At 62.4% G+C, this 15,651-nt stretch carries 15 protein-coding genes and 1 riboswitch; of the genes, 12 read left to right on the top strand and 3 right to left on the bottom strand.

Going from position 1 to position 15,651, the window contains the following annotated elements; translation table 11 throughout:
- Positions 1-87 precede the first annotated feature (87 nt).
- Positions 88-258 (bottom strand): hemin uptake protein HemP, encoded by a 171-nt coding sequence (locus tag HOY34_RS13670; protein ID WP_172363757.1) that lies wholly within the window; start codon positions 256-258, stop codon positions 88-90.
- Between the two features lie 612 nt (positions 259-870).
- Between HOY34_RS13670 and ctaD the strand changes: the two genes are divergently transcribed.
- From ctaD to HOY34_RS13655, 3 genes are all read left to right on the top strand, one after another.
- The gene (gene ctaD / locus HOY34_RS13665; protein WP_172363755.1) at positions 871-2,541 is read left to right on the top strand and encodes a cytochrome c oxidase subunit I; all 1,671 of its coding nucleotides are present in this window, start codon (positions 871-873) and stop codon (positions 2,539-2,541) included.
- A 196-nt stretch (positions 2,542-2,737) separates the two neighbouring features.
- Positions 2,738-2,893 (top strand): hypothetical protein, encoded by a 156-nt coding sequence (locus HOY34_RS13660; protein WP_172363753.1) that lies wholly within the window; start codon positions 2,738-2,740, stop codon positions 2,891-2,893.
- A 65-nt stretch (positions 2,894-2,958) separates the two neighbouring features.
- The gene (locus HOY34_RS13655; RefSeq protein WP_172363751.1) at positions 2,959-3,453 is read left to right on the top strand and encodes a DUF2244 domain-containing protein; all 495 of its coding nucleotides are present in this window, start codon (positions 2,959-2,961) and stop codon (positions 3,451-3,453) included.
- A 2-nt stretch (positions 3,454-3,455) separates the two neighbouring features.
- On the opposite strand, the gene HOY34_RS13650 is transcribed toward HOY34_RS13655, so the two are convergent.
- Entirely contained in the window at positions 3,456-3,929 is a 474-nt protein-coding gene (locus tag HOY34_RS13650; protein WP_172363749.1) for a GatB/YqeY domain-containing protein, read from the bottom strand.
- Between the two features lie 193 nt (positions 3,930-4,122).
- Here HOY34_RS13650 and carA point away from each other — a divergent pair, with 193 nt between their 5' ends.
- Together carA and HOY34_RS13640 are read left to right on the top strand one after the other, a co-directional pair.
- Positions 4,123-5,277 carry a glutamine-hydrolyzing carbamoyl-phosphate synthase small subunit gene (gene carA / locus HOY34_RS13645; protein WP_172363747.1) on the top strand — a complete coding sequence of 385 codons (1,155 nt, stop codon included), beginning with the start codon at positions 4,123-4,125 and terminating at the stop codon, positions 5,275-5,277.
- Between the two features lie 175 nt (positions 5,278-5,452).
- Positions 5,453-7,366 carry a glycosyltransferase gene (locus HOY34_RS13640; protein WP_172363745.1) on the top strand — a complete coding sequence of 638 codons (1,914 nt, stop codon included), beginning with the start codon at positions 5,453-5,455 and terminating at the stop codon, positions 7,364-7,366.
- 25 nt (positions 7,367-7,391) lie between these two features.
- On the opposite strand, the gene HOY34_RS13635 is transcribed toward HOY34_RS13640, so the two are convergent.
- Positions 7,392-8,027 (bottom strand): GntR family transcriptional regulator, encoded by a 636-nt coding sequence (locus HOY34_RS13635; RefSeq protein WP_172363743.1) that lies wholly within the window; start codon positions 8,025-8,027, stop codon positions 7,392-7,394.
- 281 nt (positions 8,028-8,308) lie between these two features.
- On the opposite strand from HOY34_RS13635, the gene HOY34_RS13630 reads away from it, so the two are divergent.
- The 7 genes from HOY34_RS13630 to HOY34_RS13600 all read left to right on the top strand — a co-directional run bounded on the left by HOY34_RS13630 (position 8,309) and on the right by HOY34_RS13600 (position 15,545).
- Positions 8,309-8,971 (top strand): pyrimidine 5'-nucleotidase, encoded by a 663-nt coding sequence (locus HOY34_RS13630; protein WP_172363741.1) that lies wholly within the window; start codon positions 8,309-8,311, stop codon positions 8,969-8,971.
- Between the two features lie 157 nt (positions 8,972-9,128).
- Complete coding sequence (locus HOY34_RS13625) at positions 9,129-9,401, top strand: hypothetical protein (RefSeq protein WP_172363739.1); 273 nt, start codon at positions 9,129-9,131, stop codon at positions 9,399-9,401.
- 100 nt (positions 9,402-9,501) lie between these two features.
- On the top strand, positions 9,502-10,713 hold the full coding sequence (locus HOY34_RS13620) for a UbiH/UbiF family hydroxylase (RefSeq protein ID WP_172363737.1): 1,212 nt from the start codon (positions 9,502-9,504) through the stop codon (positions 10,711-10,713).
- Between the two features lie 28 nt (positions 10,714-10,741).
- A riboswitch (SAM riboswitch) is annotated at positions 10,742-10,820 on the top strand.
- 55 nt (positions 10,821-10,875) lie between these two features.
- The gene (metZ, locus tag HOY34_RS13615; protein ID WP_172363735.1) at positions 10,876-12,054 is read left to right on the top strand and encodes an O-succinylhomoserine sulfhydrylase; all 1,179 of its coding nucleotides are present in this window, start codon (positions 10,876-10,878) and stop codon (positions 12,052-12,054) included.
- A 183-nt stretch (positions 12,055-12,237) separates the two neighbouring features.
- Complete coding sequence (gene folE2 / locus HOY34_RS13610; RefSeq protein WP_172363733.1) at positions 12,238-13,329, top strand: GTP cyclohydrolase FolE2; 1,092 nt, start codon at positions 12,238-12,240, stop codon at positions 13,327-13,329.
- Between the two features lie 43 nt (positions 13,330-13,372).
- Entirely contained in the window at positions 13,373-14,020 is a 648-nt protein-coding gene (locus HOY34_RS13605) for a DUF1287 domain-containing protein (protein WP_172363731.1), read from the top strand.
- Between the two features lie 76 nt (positions 14,021-14,096).
- Positions 14,097-15,545: a TrkH family potassium uptake protein gene (locus tag HOY34_RS13600; protein ID WP_172363729.1), complete on the top strand. Its 1,449-nt coding sequence runs from the start codon at positions 14,097-14,099 to the stop codon at positions 15,543-15,545.
- The last annotated feature ends 106 nt before the right edge of the window (positions 15,546-15,651 follow it).

Raw genomic sequence — 15,651 nt, 5'->3', positions numbered from 1 at the left:
TCTGAAACAGAAATCCCCCTGTCCGACAACACGAGGGAGAGTCGCCGGACAGAGGAAAACCTGACGCGGACAGGCCGCTGGTCAGGCTTATTTCGTCAGGATCAGCTTGCCCTGGCGCGTGATGCGCAGCGTGTAGATCTGATTGTCCAGCACGATCTTGGCGAGCGAGCCGCCTTCGGTCAGCACCCGCGCCTCATGCACGGGGGTTGCATCGCCCTGCAGCCAGGGCGTCAAAGCAGCTTCGGTATGCGCATTCATTTCGCTGTCCCCACCCGTTCGATAAGGGCTTCCAGTGCCGCACCAAGAGCCGTCCCAGCCGCCGTCTGGCGCAACATTTCTGCCAGAGGCAGGCGGTCACCCATTTGAGGCCGGGGCATGGTTCTCTCCGGTGCGGGAAAGTTTCTGGCTATCCTCTGACGAGGTTGGCTGATCTGCGGCTATTCCTGACTGATTTACTTTTTAACGTCAAGACCAATCCGGACCATCGCGGCAAATTCCTGACTTTAGCCTGCATGTATGTAGCGTGACTGTAGCGTGACATCGAAGTTTGCACGGTTTGTCATTCAAACCTGCATCATTGCCATTCCGGTTTCCGGGGGCCTGGCTTCACAGCCGCCCTTCGCAAGGTGGGCCGCCACGATGACCGCAGCAGATACCGCCAGAGCATCATCCCGCCCCCTTCACCGCTGAACAGGCCGTTACTGCCATGCGACAGAGCTGTCACGGCCTTTGTGGTGAATCCACCCCAGGGCAATTCGACCGTTGCGGCGCTTCGTCGCGCCCGCTAAACACAGATCAGCAAGGGAAAAGAGACCCCAGCCATTGGCAAGAGCCAGGGCCGGGGTCTGAGTGCAATAGCGGGAGACGCCTATGGCGGATGCAGCCACCCACGGGCATGACCAGGACAATCGCGGATTCTTCACGCGCTGGTTCATGTCCACCAACCACAAAGACATCGGGATTCTCTATCTGTTCACGGCGGCCATCGTCGGACTGATCTCGGTCATCTTCACCGTCTACATGCGGATGGAGCTGATGGAGCCCGGTGTGCAATATATGTGCATGGAGGGCATGCGGCTGACCGCTGCCGCCGTCGGAGAATGCACGCCCAACGGACACCTCTGGAACGTGACGGTTACCGCACACGGCATCCTGATGATGTTCTTTGTGGTTATTCCGGCGCTGTTCGGCGGTTTCGGCAATTATTTCATGCCGCTGCAGATCGGTGCGCCGGACATGGCCTTCCCGCGGATGAACAACCTGTCCTACTGGCTTTACGTCTCGGGAACCGCGCTGGCAGTCGCCTCGCTGTTTGCACCGGGCGGTGACAGCCAGCCGGGCTCGGGCGTGGGCTGGGTGCTTTACCCGCCGCTCTCGAATATCGAGGGCGGGTTCTCGATGGATCTGGCGATCTTCGCCGTCCACCTTTCGGGGGCATCCTCGATCGTTGGTGCGATCAATATCATCACCACCTTCCTGAACATGCGTGCCCCCGGCATGACCATGCATAAGGTGCCGCTGTTCGCCTGGTCGGTCTTTGTGACCGCCTGGCTGATCCTGCTGGCGCTGCCGGTTCTGGCGGGTGCGATCACCATGCTCCTGACCGACCGTAACTTCGGCACCTCGTTCTTCGTGCCCGAAGGTGGCGGAGACCCGATCCTTTACCAGCATATCCTGTGGTTCTTCGGCCACCCGGAAGTCTATATCATCGTGCTGCCCGCCTTCGGCATCATCAGCCAGGTGATTGCGACCTTCTCGAAAAAGCCGGTCTTTGGCTATCTGCCGATGGTCTATGCGATGGTCGGTATCGGCGTTCTGGGCTTCGTCGTCTGGGCGCACCACATGTACACCGTCGGCATGTCGCTGCGTCAGCAAAGCTACTTCATGATCGCCACCATGATCATCGCAGTGCCGACCGGCATCAAGGTGTTCAGCTGGATCGCCACCATGTGGGGCGGCTCGGTCGAGTTCAAGACGCCGATGCTTTTCGCCTTCGGCTTCCTGTTCCTCTTCACCGTTGGCGGTGTGACGGGCGTTGTGCTGAGCCAGGCGCCGCTGGATCGTGGCTACCACGACACCTATTATGTCGTCGCCCACTTCCACTATGTGATGTCGCTTGGCGCGGTGTTCGGGATCTTTGCCGGGATCTATTTCTGGATCGGCAAAATGTCGGGGCGCCAATATCCGGAGTTTGCGGGCAAGATCCACTTCTGGCTGATGTTCATCGGCGCGAACCTGACCTTCTTCCCGCAGCACTTCCTGGGCCGTCAGGGCATGCCGCGCCGTTACATCGACTATCCGGTGCAGTTCGAATACTGGAACTACATCTCGTCGATCGGTGCCTTCATCTCGTTTGCCTCGTTCCTCTTCTTCATCGGCATCGTGTTCTACACCCTGCTTGCAGGCCGCCGCGTGACCGAGAACAACTACTGGAACGAATATGCCGACACGCTGGAATGGACCCTGCCCTGCCCACCGCCCGAGCATACCTTCGAGACGCTGCCCAGGCGCGAAGACTGGGATCGCTCGCACAGCCACTGAGCTGCAGCTTAATCAGAACGCAAAACGCCGGGGCTCTCCCCGGCGTTTTTCATTATGGTGCAGCGCTGCGGGCTGGACGGTCCGGCGCTGCAGGCCGGGCCTTGCCGACAAAGTGGGGCTGTTTGCACAAACACGCTTGCACAGGCGGTGCCGGGTATTTCAAAACACCCCTACTCGGTTCATTAAAGGGTTGGTTATGGACGACATGGTTTATGCGGCCGCAGCGGCGCTGCCGCTGATTGCAGGGTTCAGCGTGGGTCGGCGCTTTGGGCTGATGCGCGGGATCCTGGCAGGCGCTGCGGTATTCGCGGTGGCGGTGCTGGTTCTGGTCGGCATGGGCTACGGCTACTGATCACAGGCCCCGTCCCTGCCACTCCATGCGGGCGGGGCCGCCTGCCCCTGATGTCAGGAGAGATCATGCCCTATCGCTGGTCAGATGCCCCCGATGGCACAAAGCGCCTGCGGCTGACGCCCTGGTCGGCGCTCAGCCGTTCGGGGTTCGCCTGGTTTATCGGGGTGACGGCGGCGCTGATCATCCTGCCACTGCTAAGCGTCATCGCCACGCCGGTTTTCTGGGGGCTGTTGCCCTTTGTTCTGCTGGCAATGGCGACGGTCTGGATCGCGCTGAAACGCTCCTGGTCGGATCATGCGATCACCGAGGATCTGGTGCTGACGCCCGATCTGATCACCCTGACCCGCCACGGCCCGCGAAAACGGGTGCAAAGCTGGCAGGCCAATCCTTACTGGGTCAGCGTTCATATACGCCCGCAGGGTGGCCCCGTGCCCGACTACCTGACCCTGCGCGGCGAAGGGCGTGAGGTAGAGATTGGCCCCTTCCTCACCCCGCCTGAGCGCCGTGCGCTATTGCCAGAGCTGCAGACAGCCCTGGCCAGGACACGGCAGAAGGCCTGAGATCAGGCCAGCTTCTCGCGGATCTTCGCGCCGATCACCGCGAAATCCATCTGCCCGGTATATTTCGCCTTCAGCTCGGCCATCACCCGCCCCATATCGCGGATCGAGTTCGCGCCAAGCGCTGCGATCGTTTCGTCGATCACGGCGGCGGCCTCTTCCTCAGACATCTGGCGCGGCAGGAATTCGGTGATCACCCGCACCTCGGCCAGCTCTTTTTCAGCCAGCTCCAGCCGCCCGCCCTCTTCATAGATCCGGGCTGATTCCTGGCGTTGCTTGACCAGCTTGCCCAAAAGCGCCAGCAGCTCTGTATCGGCGACGCCTTCTTCGCTGCGCCCCTCGGCCCGGCCTTCACCACGGGCTGCAATGTCACGATCCTTGATCGCCGCATTGATCAGCCTGAGCGTCGAAAGCCGCGCAGAATCGCGGGCCTTCATCGCCTCTTTCAGCGCCTCATTCAGGCTTGATCGCAGACTCATGACACCACTCCTGTATATCACCAGCCCAATCTGCCACGATCACGCATTTTCAGCAAGCGCCCCAACTTTCGCCATCCTCTTGCTTTAAAACGAAAATATCAATTCATCCAAAGCCTTGACCATATACAGGCAGAGGCATAGGTTGCGCCCGTTTAGCCAGATCCCTTCCGCCCTCAACGCTTCGGAGCCAATCATGCCGCATGCAGCAACCCGTCCAACTGCCTGTCTTGCGCTGGCGGATGGCACGCTATTTTACGGCCATGGCTTTGGCGCGGTCGGGGAAACCGTGGCAGAGCTGGTGTTCAACACCGCGATGACCGGCTATCAGGAAATCATCACCGACCCCTCTTATGCGGGCCAGGTCGTGACCTTCACCTTCCCCCATATCGGCAATACCGGCGTCACCCCCGAGGATGACGAGACCGTCGCCCCCGCCGCCGCAGGCATGGTGGTGAAATGGGATCCGACCGAGCCTTCGAACTGGCGCGCGACCGGCGATCTGCGCAGCTGGCTGGCAAAGATCGGCCGCATCGGCATCGGTGGCATCGACACCCGTCGCCTGACCCGCGCCATCCGGCAGCAGGGCGCGCCGCATGTGGCCCTGGCCCATGACCCCGAGGGCAATTTCGACATTGAGGCGCTGGTCGCCCGCGCCCGCGGCTGGAAGGGTCTGGTCGGCCTTGATCTGGCCAAAGACGTGACCTGCCCGCAAAGCTATTCCTGGGACGAAAAACGCTGGGCCTGGCCTGAGGGCTATACCAAACGCACAGCCCCCGGCCCGAAGGTCGTCGCTGTCGATTTCGGCGCGAAGAAGAACATCCTGCGCTGCCTTGCCTCGACAGGGTGTGAGGTCGTGGTGCTGCCGGCCTCGGCCAGTGCCGAAGAGGTGCTGGCCCATAACCCGGACGGCGTGTTCCTCTCGAACGGTCCTGGCGATCCGGCGGCAACCGGCGAATATGCGGTGCCGATGATCAAAGGCGTCCTGGCGCAGGATCTGCCGGTTTTCGGCATCTGCCTTGGTCACCAGATGCTGGCGCTGGCGCTTGGCGCCCAGACCCGCAAGATGAACCACGGCCATCACGGTGCCAACCATCCGGTGAAGGATCTGACCACCGGCAAGGTGGAAATCACCTCGATGAATCATGGTTTTACCGTTGATGCCGACACCCTGCCCGAGGGCGTGGTCGAGACCCATGTCTCACTGTTCGACGGCACGAATTGCGGCATTGCGATCAAGGATCGCCCGGTCTTTTCGGTGCAATATCACCCCGAGGCCAGCCCCGGCCCGCAAGACAGCTATTACCTGTTTGAGCGTTTCGCCGCCGAGATGAACGCCCGCCGCGCCTGATCGGCGCAGCAACAGAAGAACAACGCGCCCCCCGAAGACAGCCTTCGGGGGGCGTTTTGCTGCCCGCTTTCCGGGGGGCTGATAACAGAGATTACCGCATTCAGATCGTCTTTAACGGCGTGTTAATACTTTATCCTCACAGTTCCGGGGATGTGTAAGCCCTGGGCAGGCAGTGATGACGGTGCGGCATTTGATTTCGATTGGCGGCGCGGCACGCCAGAGTGCTTTGGACGGCGCGCAGCCAACGCGCCCTGATGCCTTTTCCCTGTCTTTGCTGCGCGAGGGCCTGATCCGCCCCGAACAACCCACCAGCGCCGTTCCACAGCGCCCACAGGCGATCGGACAGGCAGAGCCCACCGCCTTGCACCATAGCGGCTTCCACCCGCATGGCACCCTTGCCGAAAAGGATCTGCTGGCAGCAGCGGCCCGCCATTTCGGGGCCTGCACAATTGACCCGGTCCAGGAGCCGCCCGAAGCCAGCGCGATAGACCGCCTCGGCACTGATTTCTGCCAGCGTCACGGCATCCTGCCCTGGCGGCGGATCGGCGGGGTGACGGTGGTGCTGACCGCCCGGCCAGAGATTTTCACCCGCCTGCGCCAGGTGATTGAGGGGCGACTGGGCCCGGTGATGATGGCGCTGGCGCCATCGACACAGATCGCGGCCGCCCTCAATCTGATGCGCGGGCCGCAGATCGCCCATAGCGCCGGGATGCGGGTCGCGGCCGAGCTTTCGTGTCGCAACTGGGGCGGCAGGGCGCTGCAGTTGCGGGCGGCAACGCTGGTTGCGCTTGCCCTGGTCGCAATCACGAATTTCCCAATTGTTTCAGGCCTCAGCATCCTGTTCTTCGTGTTCGTCGCTATGGCGGCTTCAACGGTTTTCAAGATCATCTGCGCTGTTACAACCCTGCGCCGCCCGCCCGTCTGCGACCACAAAACCGTGCCCGGTCCCTTGCCCAAAGTCTCAATCCTGGTGGCGCTTTACCGCGAAAGCGATATCGCGCCGCGCCTTGTGCGCCGCCTGTCGCGGCTGGATTATCCGCGCGACCTGCTGGAGGTGGTTCTCGCGGTCGAGGAAGAAGACAGCCTGACCCGCGAGGCGCTGCAATCCGCCGGTCTGCCCGCCTGGATGCAAATCGTGGTGGTGCCTCCGGGGCGGATCAAAACGAAGCCGAGGGCGCTGAATGTGGCGCTGGATCACTGTCACGGCGCGATTATCGGCGTCTATGATGCCGAAGACGCGCCCGAGCCGGACCAGATCCGCCGTGTGGTGGCGCGGTTCCGGCAAAGCGATTCCAGCCTCGCCTGCCTGCAGGGCGTGCTGGATTACTACAATCCGGCCACCAACTGGATCGCGCGGATGTTCACCATCGAATATGCCGCATGGTTTCGGCTGATTCTGCCCGGCGTGGCGCGGCTGGGGCTGATGGTTCCACTGGGCGGCACCACGCTGTTTTTCCGCCGCGATGTGCTGGAAGAGCTGGGCGCATGGGACGCGCATAATGTGACCGAAGATGCCGATCTGGGAATCAGGCTGGCGCGCAAAGGCTATCGCACGGCGCTGATGACCACGGTGACCCGCGAAGAGGCGAATTGCCGTCCCCTGGCCTGGATCCGGCAGCGCTCGCGCTGGATCAAGGGCCATATGATGACCTGGATCGTGCATATGCGGCATCCGCGGAGGCTTTGGCGTGAGGTCGGGACGCCGGCCTTTATCGGCTTTCAGGTCATGTTTCTGGGGGCCGCATTGCAGACGCTGCTTGCACCGCTGTTATGGAGCTTCTGGCTGATTGCCTTTGGCCTGCCGCATCCGCTGGCCGAGGCCCTGCCCCAGGGCGTGATGATGGTCTTGCTGACCACCTTCATCCTGGCGGCAGTGGTGGATTTCACCCTGGGCATTCTGGCTTTGCGCCAGGCGGGGCACCGGATCTCAAAACTCTGGGTGTTTACGCTGCATTTCTACCAGCCGCTGGCCACTTTCGCCGGTTTCAAAGCCCTGTGGGAACTGATCACCCACCCCTTCTATTGGGACAAAACCAGCCACGGCCTCTTTGATCAGACAGAATCCCCCCCTAACCGAAAGAAATCCTGACATATATCAGGCCAAACACGCCCCCTTAGCGCAGCTTCAGCTCACCCGCCTCAACCCGCAGACGCGTCTCGAAGGCGCGGCTGATATGGGTGCGCAAGGCCTGCCAGGCCCGGTTTTCATCCCGGGCCGCAATCGCCGCCACAATCGCCTCATGCTCGCCAAGCGCGACCCCATCCCGCCCCTCGGCCGCAAAAGAAGTCTGCGCCATCAGCGCCATAGAGCGATGCAGCAGGTCCAGCTGTTGCACCAGGAAACGGTTGTGGCTGGCCAGGTGGATCTGCTTGTGAAACCGCTTGTTCGCACGACTCAGGGCTGCCGGGTCTCCGCCCAAAAGGGCCTGATCGTCGGCAACCATGCTTTGCAGAACGCGAATCTCCTCTTCCGTGGCATGGCGGGCGGCAAGACGTGCGGCCAGGCCCTCCAGCTCGGTGCGCACGGCGTAAAGCTCTGCCAGCTGGTTGTGGTCCAGTGTCGCCACGATCAGACTGCGCCCGTCGCGCTTTAACATCGACTGTGTCTCAAGCCGCTGCAGCGCCTCGCGCACCGGGGTCCGTGAGACGCCAAACCGCTCGGCCAGCTCGCTTTCGACCAGCCGCTCTCCGGGTCGGAACTGACGCGCCTCAATCGCCTCAAGGATCAGTGTATAGGCGTCTTTTTGCATTCAAGGCTTCCTTTGACCGGCCAGGCATTGTTGTACTGGCCCCTGCAGGCGCCCCCGGTCCACCCGGTCCCGGCCGCACCTGCACACAGTATGGCGGCAAAGCCTAGTGATCCCCCAGGCCTGAGGCAAGCCCTGCATCACATTGCCGCAGCAAGGCAAATGCCCCGATTTGCCCCTGTGACACGTGGCGATTGCAGTCCTCCAGGCGGCTTCACGTCTGTCAGAAAAACCGGAAATTTGTCAGGGCTTTGCGGCCCGGAAATTCCTGCTATCACTGATCCATGCTGAAGCAAGATTTTAGTCACATTTCCACTTGGGTCTTTGACCTCGACAATACGCTTTACCCCCCTGTCACGCGCCTTTTCGACCAGATCGAGCAGCGGATGACGGCCTGGGTCATGCGCAATCTGGGCCTGAACCAGATGCGGGCCGATGCGCTGCGCGAAAGCTATTGGCAGGCGCATGGCACCACGCTTGCGGGGTTGATGGCCGCGCATAGTATCGATCCGTCGGATTTTCTGGCGGATGTTCATGATATTGATTTTTCAGGGCTGACCAGGGACCACACCCTGGCGCGGCAGATTTCTGCCCTGCCCGGGCGACGCATCATTTTCACCAATGCCGACACGCTTTATGCGACAAGGGTGCTGGAGCGGCGCGGCCTTTCGGGTCTTTTCGACGCCATTTATGGCATCGAGGAAACCGGCTATCAGCCAAAACCCGGCCGCCCAGCCTTTGAGGCTGTTCTGCGTCTGGATGGCTTTGCCCCTGAACAGGCGGTGATGTTTGAGGATGACCCGCGCAACCTCGCAGAGCCGCATCTGATGGGGATGCGCACGGTGCTGGTTACCCCCACGCCCTCAGACGATGCGCCCGGAAACGCGCATATCCATTACCAGACCACGGATCTGAACAGCTTTTTTGCGCGGCTGGCCGAGGCCTGAGGTCTAAGGTCTGAAAGCCGTTCCAACCGGACAGAGGCCGATTGTCGCAGTGCGACATCGCGCCCCGCCCGCGCCCGGGTGAAGCGCGGGGCGAAATGCGATAAGAGAGATACAGGGATTATCCATCTCACCGTTCTCAGCCCTTACAGGGACTACCATGTCCAGCACTGCATCTGCCAAGCCCATCACCACCGCCCGGACCAGGCCATCGCGCGGAATCCTGCGCCGCATTCCGGTTCTGGGCCCTGTTTTTGACCGGGTTCGCCGCGAGATTGCCCAGGATATCAACAATATCTTCTGGCTGATCCCGGTGCTGGTTCTGGGGATGGTGCTGGCCATTCAGACCTGGGGCCTTGCGGCGCTGGCCATGGCGGCGCTGGCGATGGTGCCGGTGATGTTCGCCTTCTTTGTAGCGATTTCCTGGCCCTGATTTCTGCCGAAAGGCATGCCGCCCTTTGCGCGCGCGCCACTGGCCCTTGGGCGTTCAGGCGGATAGACTGCCCCCGGTGCAACCTTGCAGGACAGATCACATGCAGCGCGTGCAGACAGGTATCATGATCGCAGGCGGTGGCATTGCCGGGCTGACCGCCGCGGCGGCCTTTGGCGCGGCCGGCTATGAGGTGATCTGCGTTGATCCCGCCCCCGTTGCCGCCAATGAGGGGGCCAGCGGCGCTGATCTGCGCACCACCGCGTTCTTGCAGCCCTCGATTTCCTTGCTGGAAGAGGCCGGGCTTTGGTCGCGGCTGTCTGCCCATGCAGCGCCGTTGCAGGTGATGCGCATCGTCGATTCCGGCGGCGCAGAGCCCGGCGCCCGGATCATCAAGGATTTTGATGCCGCCGACATATCTGAACAGCCGTTCGGCTATAATCTGCCAAACTGGCTTTTGCGCCGCGAGATGGTCGCCCGGCTGCAGGAAATGCCCAATGTCACCTTTCGCCCCGGGATCGCCGCGCGCGCGGTGCTGACCCGCGATGCCGAGGCGCTGGTGACGCTCAGCGATGGCTCGCAGGTGGCGGCGCGGCTGCTGATCGCCGCTGACGGGCGCAACTCGCTGATCCGTGATGCGCTGAATATCCCCGTTAAAACAATACGTTACGGCCAAAAGGCGCTGGTCTTTTCCGTCACCCACCAGCGGGCGCATGAAAATGTCTCGACCGAGGTGCACCGTAGCGGCGGGCCATTTACCATGGTGCCGCTGCCTGATCGTGACGGGCAGCCCGCCTCTTCCGTCGTCTGGATGGAGCGCGGGCCAGAGGCGGCACGCCTTGCAGGGCTGAGTGATGCGGATTTCACCCGTGAGATGAACATCCGCTCCTGCGGCATCCTTGGCCAGATGCAGCTGGCGACGCCGCGCCATGTCTGGCCGATCATCAGCCAGATGGCCATGCAGATGTCCGGGCAGCGGGTGGCCCTGATGGCCGAGGCCGCGCATGTGGTGCCACCGATCGGGGCGCAGGGGCTGAACATGTCGCTCAGCGATCTGCGGGTGCTGCTGGATCTGGCACGTGACGCGGCGGCCGGGCCGAATGGCGATCCGGGCAGCCCCCAGCTGCTGGCCGCCTATCACCGCGCCCGCCACACCGATATCACGCTGCGGCTAAGCGGGATCGACCTTCTGAACCGCGCCTCGATGGCGGGGGCGCAGGGCTTACGCGATCTGCGGGCAGGGGCGCTGGATCTGTTCTATTCGCTGACCCCGGTCCGGCGCGGACTGATGCGGGCGGGTCTGGGCCTGCGCTGAGGCTTGACCGCGCCGCCCCCCGGGCGTAAGGCAATGGCGTGGCGCTTTGTTGACCGGATTGCGGGCCACGTTAAACAAGCCGCTAAAGAGGTGACGGGACGTCTTCGCCCTGCCGCATTTTCCGGTCATTGACATGCTTATGGCCCCGGGAGCCTTGCCGCGATGACGAACTGGAAGACACGCACGAAACTGGTCCATGAAGGCAGCCGCCGCAGCCAGTATGGCGAAATGGCCGAGGCGATTTTTCTCACCCAGGGTTTTGCCTATCCCGATGCCGAAACCGCCGAGGCGCGGTTCATCAAATCGGGCGAGGATGAGTTCATCTATGCCCGCTACGGCAACCCCACCACCCGCATGTTCGAAGAGCGCATCTCAGGCCTTGAGGGCACCGAGGATGCATTCGCCACTGCCAGCGGCATGGCGGCCGTCAATGGCGCGCTGACCTCGCTGCTGAAGGCCGGGGATCATGTGGTCTCGGCAAAGGCGCTGTTCGGCTCTTGTCTTTACATCCTGGAAGACGTGCTGACGCGCTATGGCGTGCGGGTAACCTTTGTTGACGGCACCGATCTTGCCGCCTGGGAGGCCGCCGTCACGCCCGAGACCAAAGCCGTGTTCTTCGAAAGCATGGCCAATCCGACGCTGGAAATCGTCGATGTGAAAGGCGTGGCCGAGATCGCGCATAAACATGGCGCGCTGGTGATCTGCGACAATGTCTTTGCGACGCCGATTTTCTCGCGGGCGGTCGATCTGGGCGCCGATGTGGTGGTCTATTCGACCACCAAACATATCGACGGCCAGGGGCGTGCGCTTGGTGGCGTGATCTGCGGCTCGGCGGATTACATCCAGAAGGTCGTGCAGCCCTATATGAAGCACACCGGCGGCGCGATGAGCCCTTTCACCTCCTGGATCATGCTGAACGGGATGGCGACGCTGGATCTGCGCTGCCGGGCGATGGCGGCCTCGGCGCTGCAGATTGCCGAATATCTGGAAGGCCATGACAAGATTGAGAAAATCATCTATCCGGGCCTGAAATCGCATCCGCAATATGATCTGGCTATGGCGCAGATGGGCACCGGCGGCACCATTGTCAGCTTTGTCGTCAAGGGCGGCAAAGAGGGCGCGTTCCGGCTGCAAAATGCGCTGCAGATCCCCAAGATCTCGAACAACCTGGGCGATGCCAAGTCGATCACCACCCATCCGGCAACGACCACGCATCAGCGCCTGTCGGATGAGCAAAAGCAAAGCCTTGGCATTGCGCCCGGGCTGATCCGCTTCTCGATCGGGCTGGAAGATGCAGGCGACCTGATCGCCGATCTCGACCAGGCGCTGGCAAAGGTCTGAGTGAAATATGGGGGGCTTTGCCCCCCTTATTTTTGCAAAAGCGGGCGTTTCGTGCTTGCTATTGTGACAGGCCTGCTTATCTCATAGGCGTCCCGGCGATTTATCACTCCGCTGGTTTCATCCGGAAATTGACGGCCCGCGCCTCTGCAGGAGCAGCGCGGCCCGAACCGAAAGGATCTTCCCATGACCGTCCACGACCGTGAGCTGGACACGCGCCCGACGCGTGAAGAGGCTAAGGCCGCGCTGCAGCTTTTGCACCGCTGGGCCGAAAATGCCGGTGCCGGGGCGGTCGCAGAGCTTGCCCCCGAGGCCGGGTCTTTGCTGGCCGGACAGGGCTATCCGCTGCTCAGCCGGACCTATCCCGAGGCGTTTGAGGCAAATCAGGCCTATCGCGCCACCCTGCCCGATCTGCAAAACGGCCCCTCCAGCCTGATCACCGGGGCGCATGTGCAGATCCAGCATGTGGGCATCTCAAACTTTCGCCTGCCGATCCGCTTTCAGACCCGCGACGCGGGTGAGGTCCGGCTGGAAACCTCGGTCACCGGCACCGTCAGCCTGGAGGCCGATAAAAAGGGCATCAATATGAGCCGCATCATGCGCTCTTTCTATGCCCATGCCGAACAATCATTCAGTTTCGGGGTGATCGAGGCCGCGCTTGAGGATTACCGCCGCGATCTGGAAAGCTTCGACGCCCGCATCCAGATGCGCTTTTCCCTTCCGGTTAAGGTCGAAAGCCTGCGTTCGGGCCTGACTGGCTGGCAATATTACGATTTCGCGCTGGAGCTGGTCGATCAGGGCAGCGAGCGGCTTCGGATCATCCATTTCGACTATGTCTATTCCTCGACCTGCCCCTGCTCGCTGGAGCTGTCTGAACATGCCCGCCGCACCCGTGGCCAGCTGGCGACGCCGCATTCGCAGCGCTCTGTCGCGCGGATCTCGGTGGTGGTGCGCCCGGGCGAGACGCTCTGGTTTGAGGATCTGATCGATCTGGCCCGCAAGGCCGTGGTCACCGAGACCCAGGTGATGGTCAAACGCGAGGATGAGCAGGCCTTTGCCGAGCTGAACGCCGCCAATCCGATCTTTGTCGAGGATGCGGCGCGCTCTTTTTGCCAGGTTCTGCAGGCAGATCCCCGGATCGGTGACTTTCGCGTGATGGCCAGCCATCAGGAAAGCCTTCACTCGCATGATGCGGTATCCTTGCTGACAGAGGGGCCAACCTTCGCCGCGACCAGCCTTGATCCGCGCCTGTTCCAGTCGCTGTTTCACATCGGCTGAGCGGGCGGGGTCAGGCCGCAACGAAAGCAAAGCGGGGTAAGGGATGATCGCGCGTCGTGCGGCAATCGGGCTTTTGGCGGCCCCGTTTCTGGCCCCTGCCCTTTTGCGGGCCGAAGGGGCGTCTGACGATCCCGCCAGAGATCCGGGCCCCGAAATCGCCCGCGCGGCCGAGGCGCAGCAGGGCGTCGTCACCATCTACGACCCGGCCTATGTGGCGCTGGATTTCCCCGGCGGCGATGTTGCGCCCGAGCGCGGGGTCTGCACCGATGTGCTGATCCGCGCCCTGCGGGTGGCGCATGGTCTTGATCTGCAACTGGCGGTCAATGCCGATATGCGGGCGAATTTCGCCGCCTATCCGAAAAACTGGGGCCTGAGCCGCCCCGACCGCAATATCGACCACCGAAGGGTGCCCAATCTGCGCCGCCTCTTTGAACGCACCGGGGCCGAAATCCCGGTCAGCGAGGATCCCGCCGCCTATAAGCCCGGCGATGTGGTGACCTGCCTGATCCCCGGCGACCTGGCGCATCTGATGGTGGTGGGCAGCGGCAAAAGCGCGGGGGGCACGCCGCTGATCGTCCATAATATCGGCCGTGGCAGCCTGATCGAGGACCGCCTGTTCGAGTTTCGCATGACCGGGCTTTACCGCATCACCCCCGAAGTGCTGAGAAAGCTGCAGCGCCTCGGCGCGTAAGCTGCCATACGGACCCGGTTTCCCCTGGCTGTAAAGGGATTTGACCGCGCCTCTGGCTGCGCATAAGCCTTGCATCATGATCGACCTCAGACCCGTGGCCTATGTTATCGGACGCATTCTGATCGTCCTTGCGCTGTTGATGCTGGCGCCGGCGATCCTTGACTGGCGGGCGGGGGATGGGAATGCCCAGGCGTTTTTGCGGGCCGCCCTGATCACCGGGTCGGTGGGCACCTGCGTTGCGCTGGCAACCGCCAACAGCCAGACCCATTCGCTGGGGGTGCGCCAGGCCTGGGCGCTGACCTCGGCGATCTGGTTCATCCTGCCCTGTTTCGCCGGTCTGCCCTATATGCTTGGCGCGCCGGGCCTTGGCTATTTGCACGCCTGGTTCGAGGCGGTCTCGGGGCTGACAACGACCGGGGCCACGGTGATCACCGGGCTGGACGCCCTGCCGATGGGGATGAACCTCTGGCGCGGCATGACCACCTGGATCGGCGGCCTTGGCATTGCCTTTATCGCCATGATCTTCCTGCCGCTGATGCGGGTGGGCGGCATGCAGTTTTTCCGCACCGAGGGCTTTGACACTTTCGGCAAGGCCCTGCCGCGGGCCACCGATATCGCCCGCCAGCTGATGCTGATCTATGTGGCACTGACCTGCATCTGCATGCTGACCTATCTGGGCATCGGCATGCCGCCTTTGGGGGCGGTGGTTCATGGGCTGACCACGGTGGCGACGGGGGGCTTCTCGCCCTATGACAGTTCCTTCAACGCCTTTCAGGGGGCGGGGGAATATGTGGCGGTGTTTTTCATGCTGGCGGGCAGCCTGCCCTTCATCCGCTATGTGCAGATGGTCAATGGCCAGCCTGCCGCGCTGTGGGGCGACCCGCAGGTGCGGGCCTATCTGACATGGCTTGGGCTGGCGGTGCTGATCGTCTTCATCTGGCGCCTGCTGACCTCTGACATGGAGGCCGAGCCCGCCTTCCGCGAAAGCCTGTTCAACCTGACCTCGATCATGTCCTCGACCGGGTTCTTTTCCGGCAGCTTTCCCACCTGGGACGGGCTGATGCTGGTGGTGGCGCTGATCATCGGGATCATCGGGGCCTGTTCAGGCTCGACCGCATCGGGGCTTTCGGTGTTTCGGGTGCAGATCTCATTTGCGGTGCTGCGCGCCCAGGTCCGCCGCATCGCCCTGCCCCATTCCGCCGATCCGGTGAAATATGCCGGCCGCGCGGTGGGAGAGGATATCATCCAGGCGCTGATCATGTTCATCTCGGGCTATATCCTGATCCTTGGCCTCTTCAGCGTGGTGCTGACGCTGATCGGGGTGGATCTGGAATCGGCGCTTTTCGCGATCTGGACCACGCTGGGGAATGTGGGCTACGGCTTTGGCCCGCTGGTCGAGCGGACCGGGACTTTCGTCGATTTCCCCGATGCAGCGATTGCGGTGATGGGGCTGGCGATGATCCTGGGACGGCTGGGGTTGCTGGCGGTGCTGGTTCTGTTGCTGCCCTCGTTCTGGCGGGCCTGAGGGCATAACCGCCGCAGGATCGCCGGGCAGGATCACCCGGAAGCATCACCCTGAAGGATCATCAGTCGCCCGCACCACGAAAATGGGGCAGAGCCGATCCGGCCTG

Origin of the sequence: Pseudogemmobacter hezensis (genome assembly GCF_013155295.1) — a bacterium.
Classification (GTDB): Bacteria; Pseudomonadota; Alphaproteobacteria; order Rhodobacterales; family Rhodobacteraceae; genus Pseudogemmobacter; species Pseudogemmobacter hezensis.
This window is presented reverse-complemented; position numbering and strand designations above follow the sequence as displayed.

Bases quoted from the DNA above. Each gene is read 5' to 3' on its own strand.
- HOY34_RS13670 (WP_172363757.1), bottom strand. From the start codon at position 258: ATGAATGCGCATACCGAAGCTGCTTTGACGCCCTGGCTGCAGGGCGAT.
- ctaD (WP_172363755.1), top strand. From the start codon at position 871: ATGGCGGATGCAGCCACCCACGGGCATGACCAGGACAATCGCGGATTC.
- HOY34_RS13660 (WP_172363753.1), top strand. From the start codon at position 2,738: ATGGACGACATGGTTTATGCGGCCGCAGCGGCGCTGCCGCTGATTGCA.
- HOY34_RS13655 (WP_172363751.1), top strand. From the start codon at position 2,959: ATGCCCTATCGCTGGTCAGATGCCCCCGATGGCACAAAGCGCCTGCGG.
- HOY34_RS13650 (WP_172363749.1), bottom strand. From the start codon at position 3,929: ATGAGTCTGCGATCAAGCCTGAATGAGGCGCTGAAAGAGGCGATGAAG.
- carA (WP_172363747.1), top strand. From the start codon at position 4,123: ATGCCGCATGCAGCAACCCGTCCAACTGCCTGTCTTGCGCTGGCGGAT.
- HOY34_RS13640 (WP_172363745.1), top strand. From the start codon at position 5,453: ATGACGGTGCGGCATTTGATTTCGATTGGCGGCGCGGCACGCCAGAGT.
- HOY34_RS13635 (WP_172363743.1), bottom strand. From the start codon at position 8,027: ATGCAAAAAGACGCCTATACACTGATCCTTGAGGCGATTGAGGCGCGT.
- HOY34_RS13630 (WP_172363741.1), top strand. From the start codon at position 8,309: ATGCTGAAGCAAGATTTTAGTCACATTTCCACTTGGGTCTTTGACCTC.
- HOY34_RS13625 (WP_172363739.1), top strand. From the start codon at position 9,129: ATGTCCAGCACTGCATCTGCCAAGCCCATCACCACCGCCCGGACCAGG.
- HOY34_RS13620 (WP_172363737.1), top strand. From the start codon at position 9,502: ATGCAGCGCGTGCAGACAGGTATCATGATCGCAGGCGGTGGCATTGCC.
- metZ (WP_172363735.1), top strand. From the start codon at position 10,876: ATGACGAACTGGAAGACACGCACGAAACTGGTCCATGAAGGCAGCCGC.
- folE2 (WP_172363733.1), top strand. From the start codon at position 12,238: ATGACCGTCCACGACCGTGAGCTGGACACGCGCCCGACGCGTGAAGAG.
- HOY34_RS13605 (WP_172363731.1), top strand. From the start codon at position 13,373: ATGATCGCGCGTCGTGCGGCAATCGGGCTTTTGGCGGCCCCGTTTCTG.
- HOY34_RS13600 (WP_172363729.1), top strand. From the start codon at position 14,097: ATGATCGACCTCAGACCCGTGGCCTATGTTATCGGACGCATTCTGATC.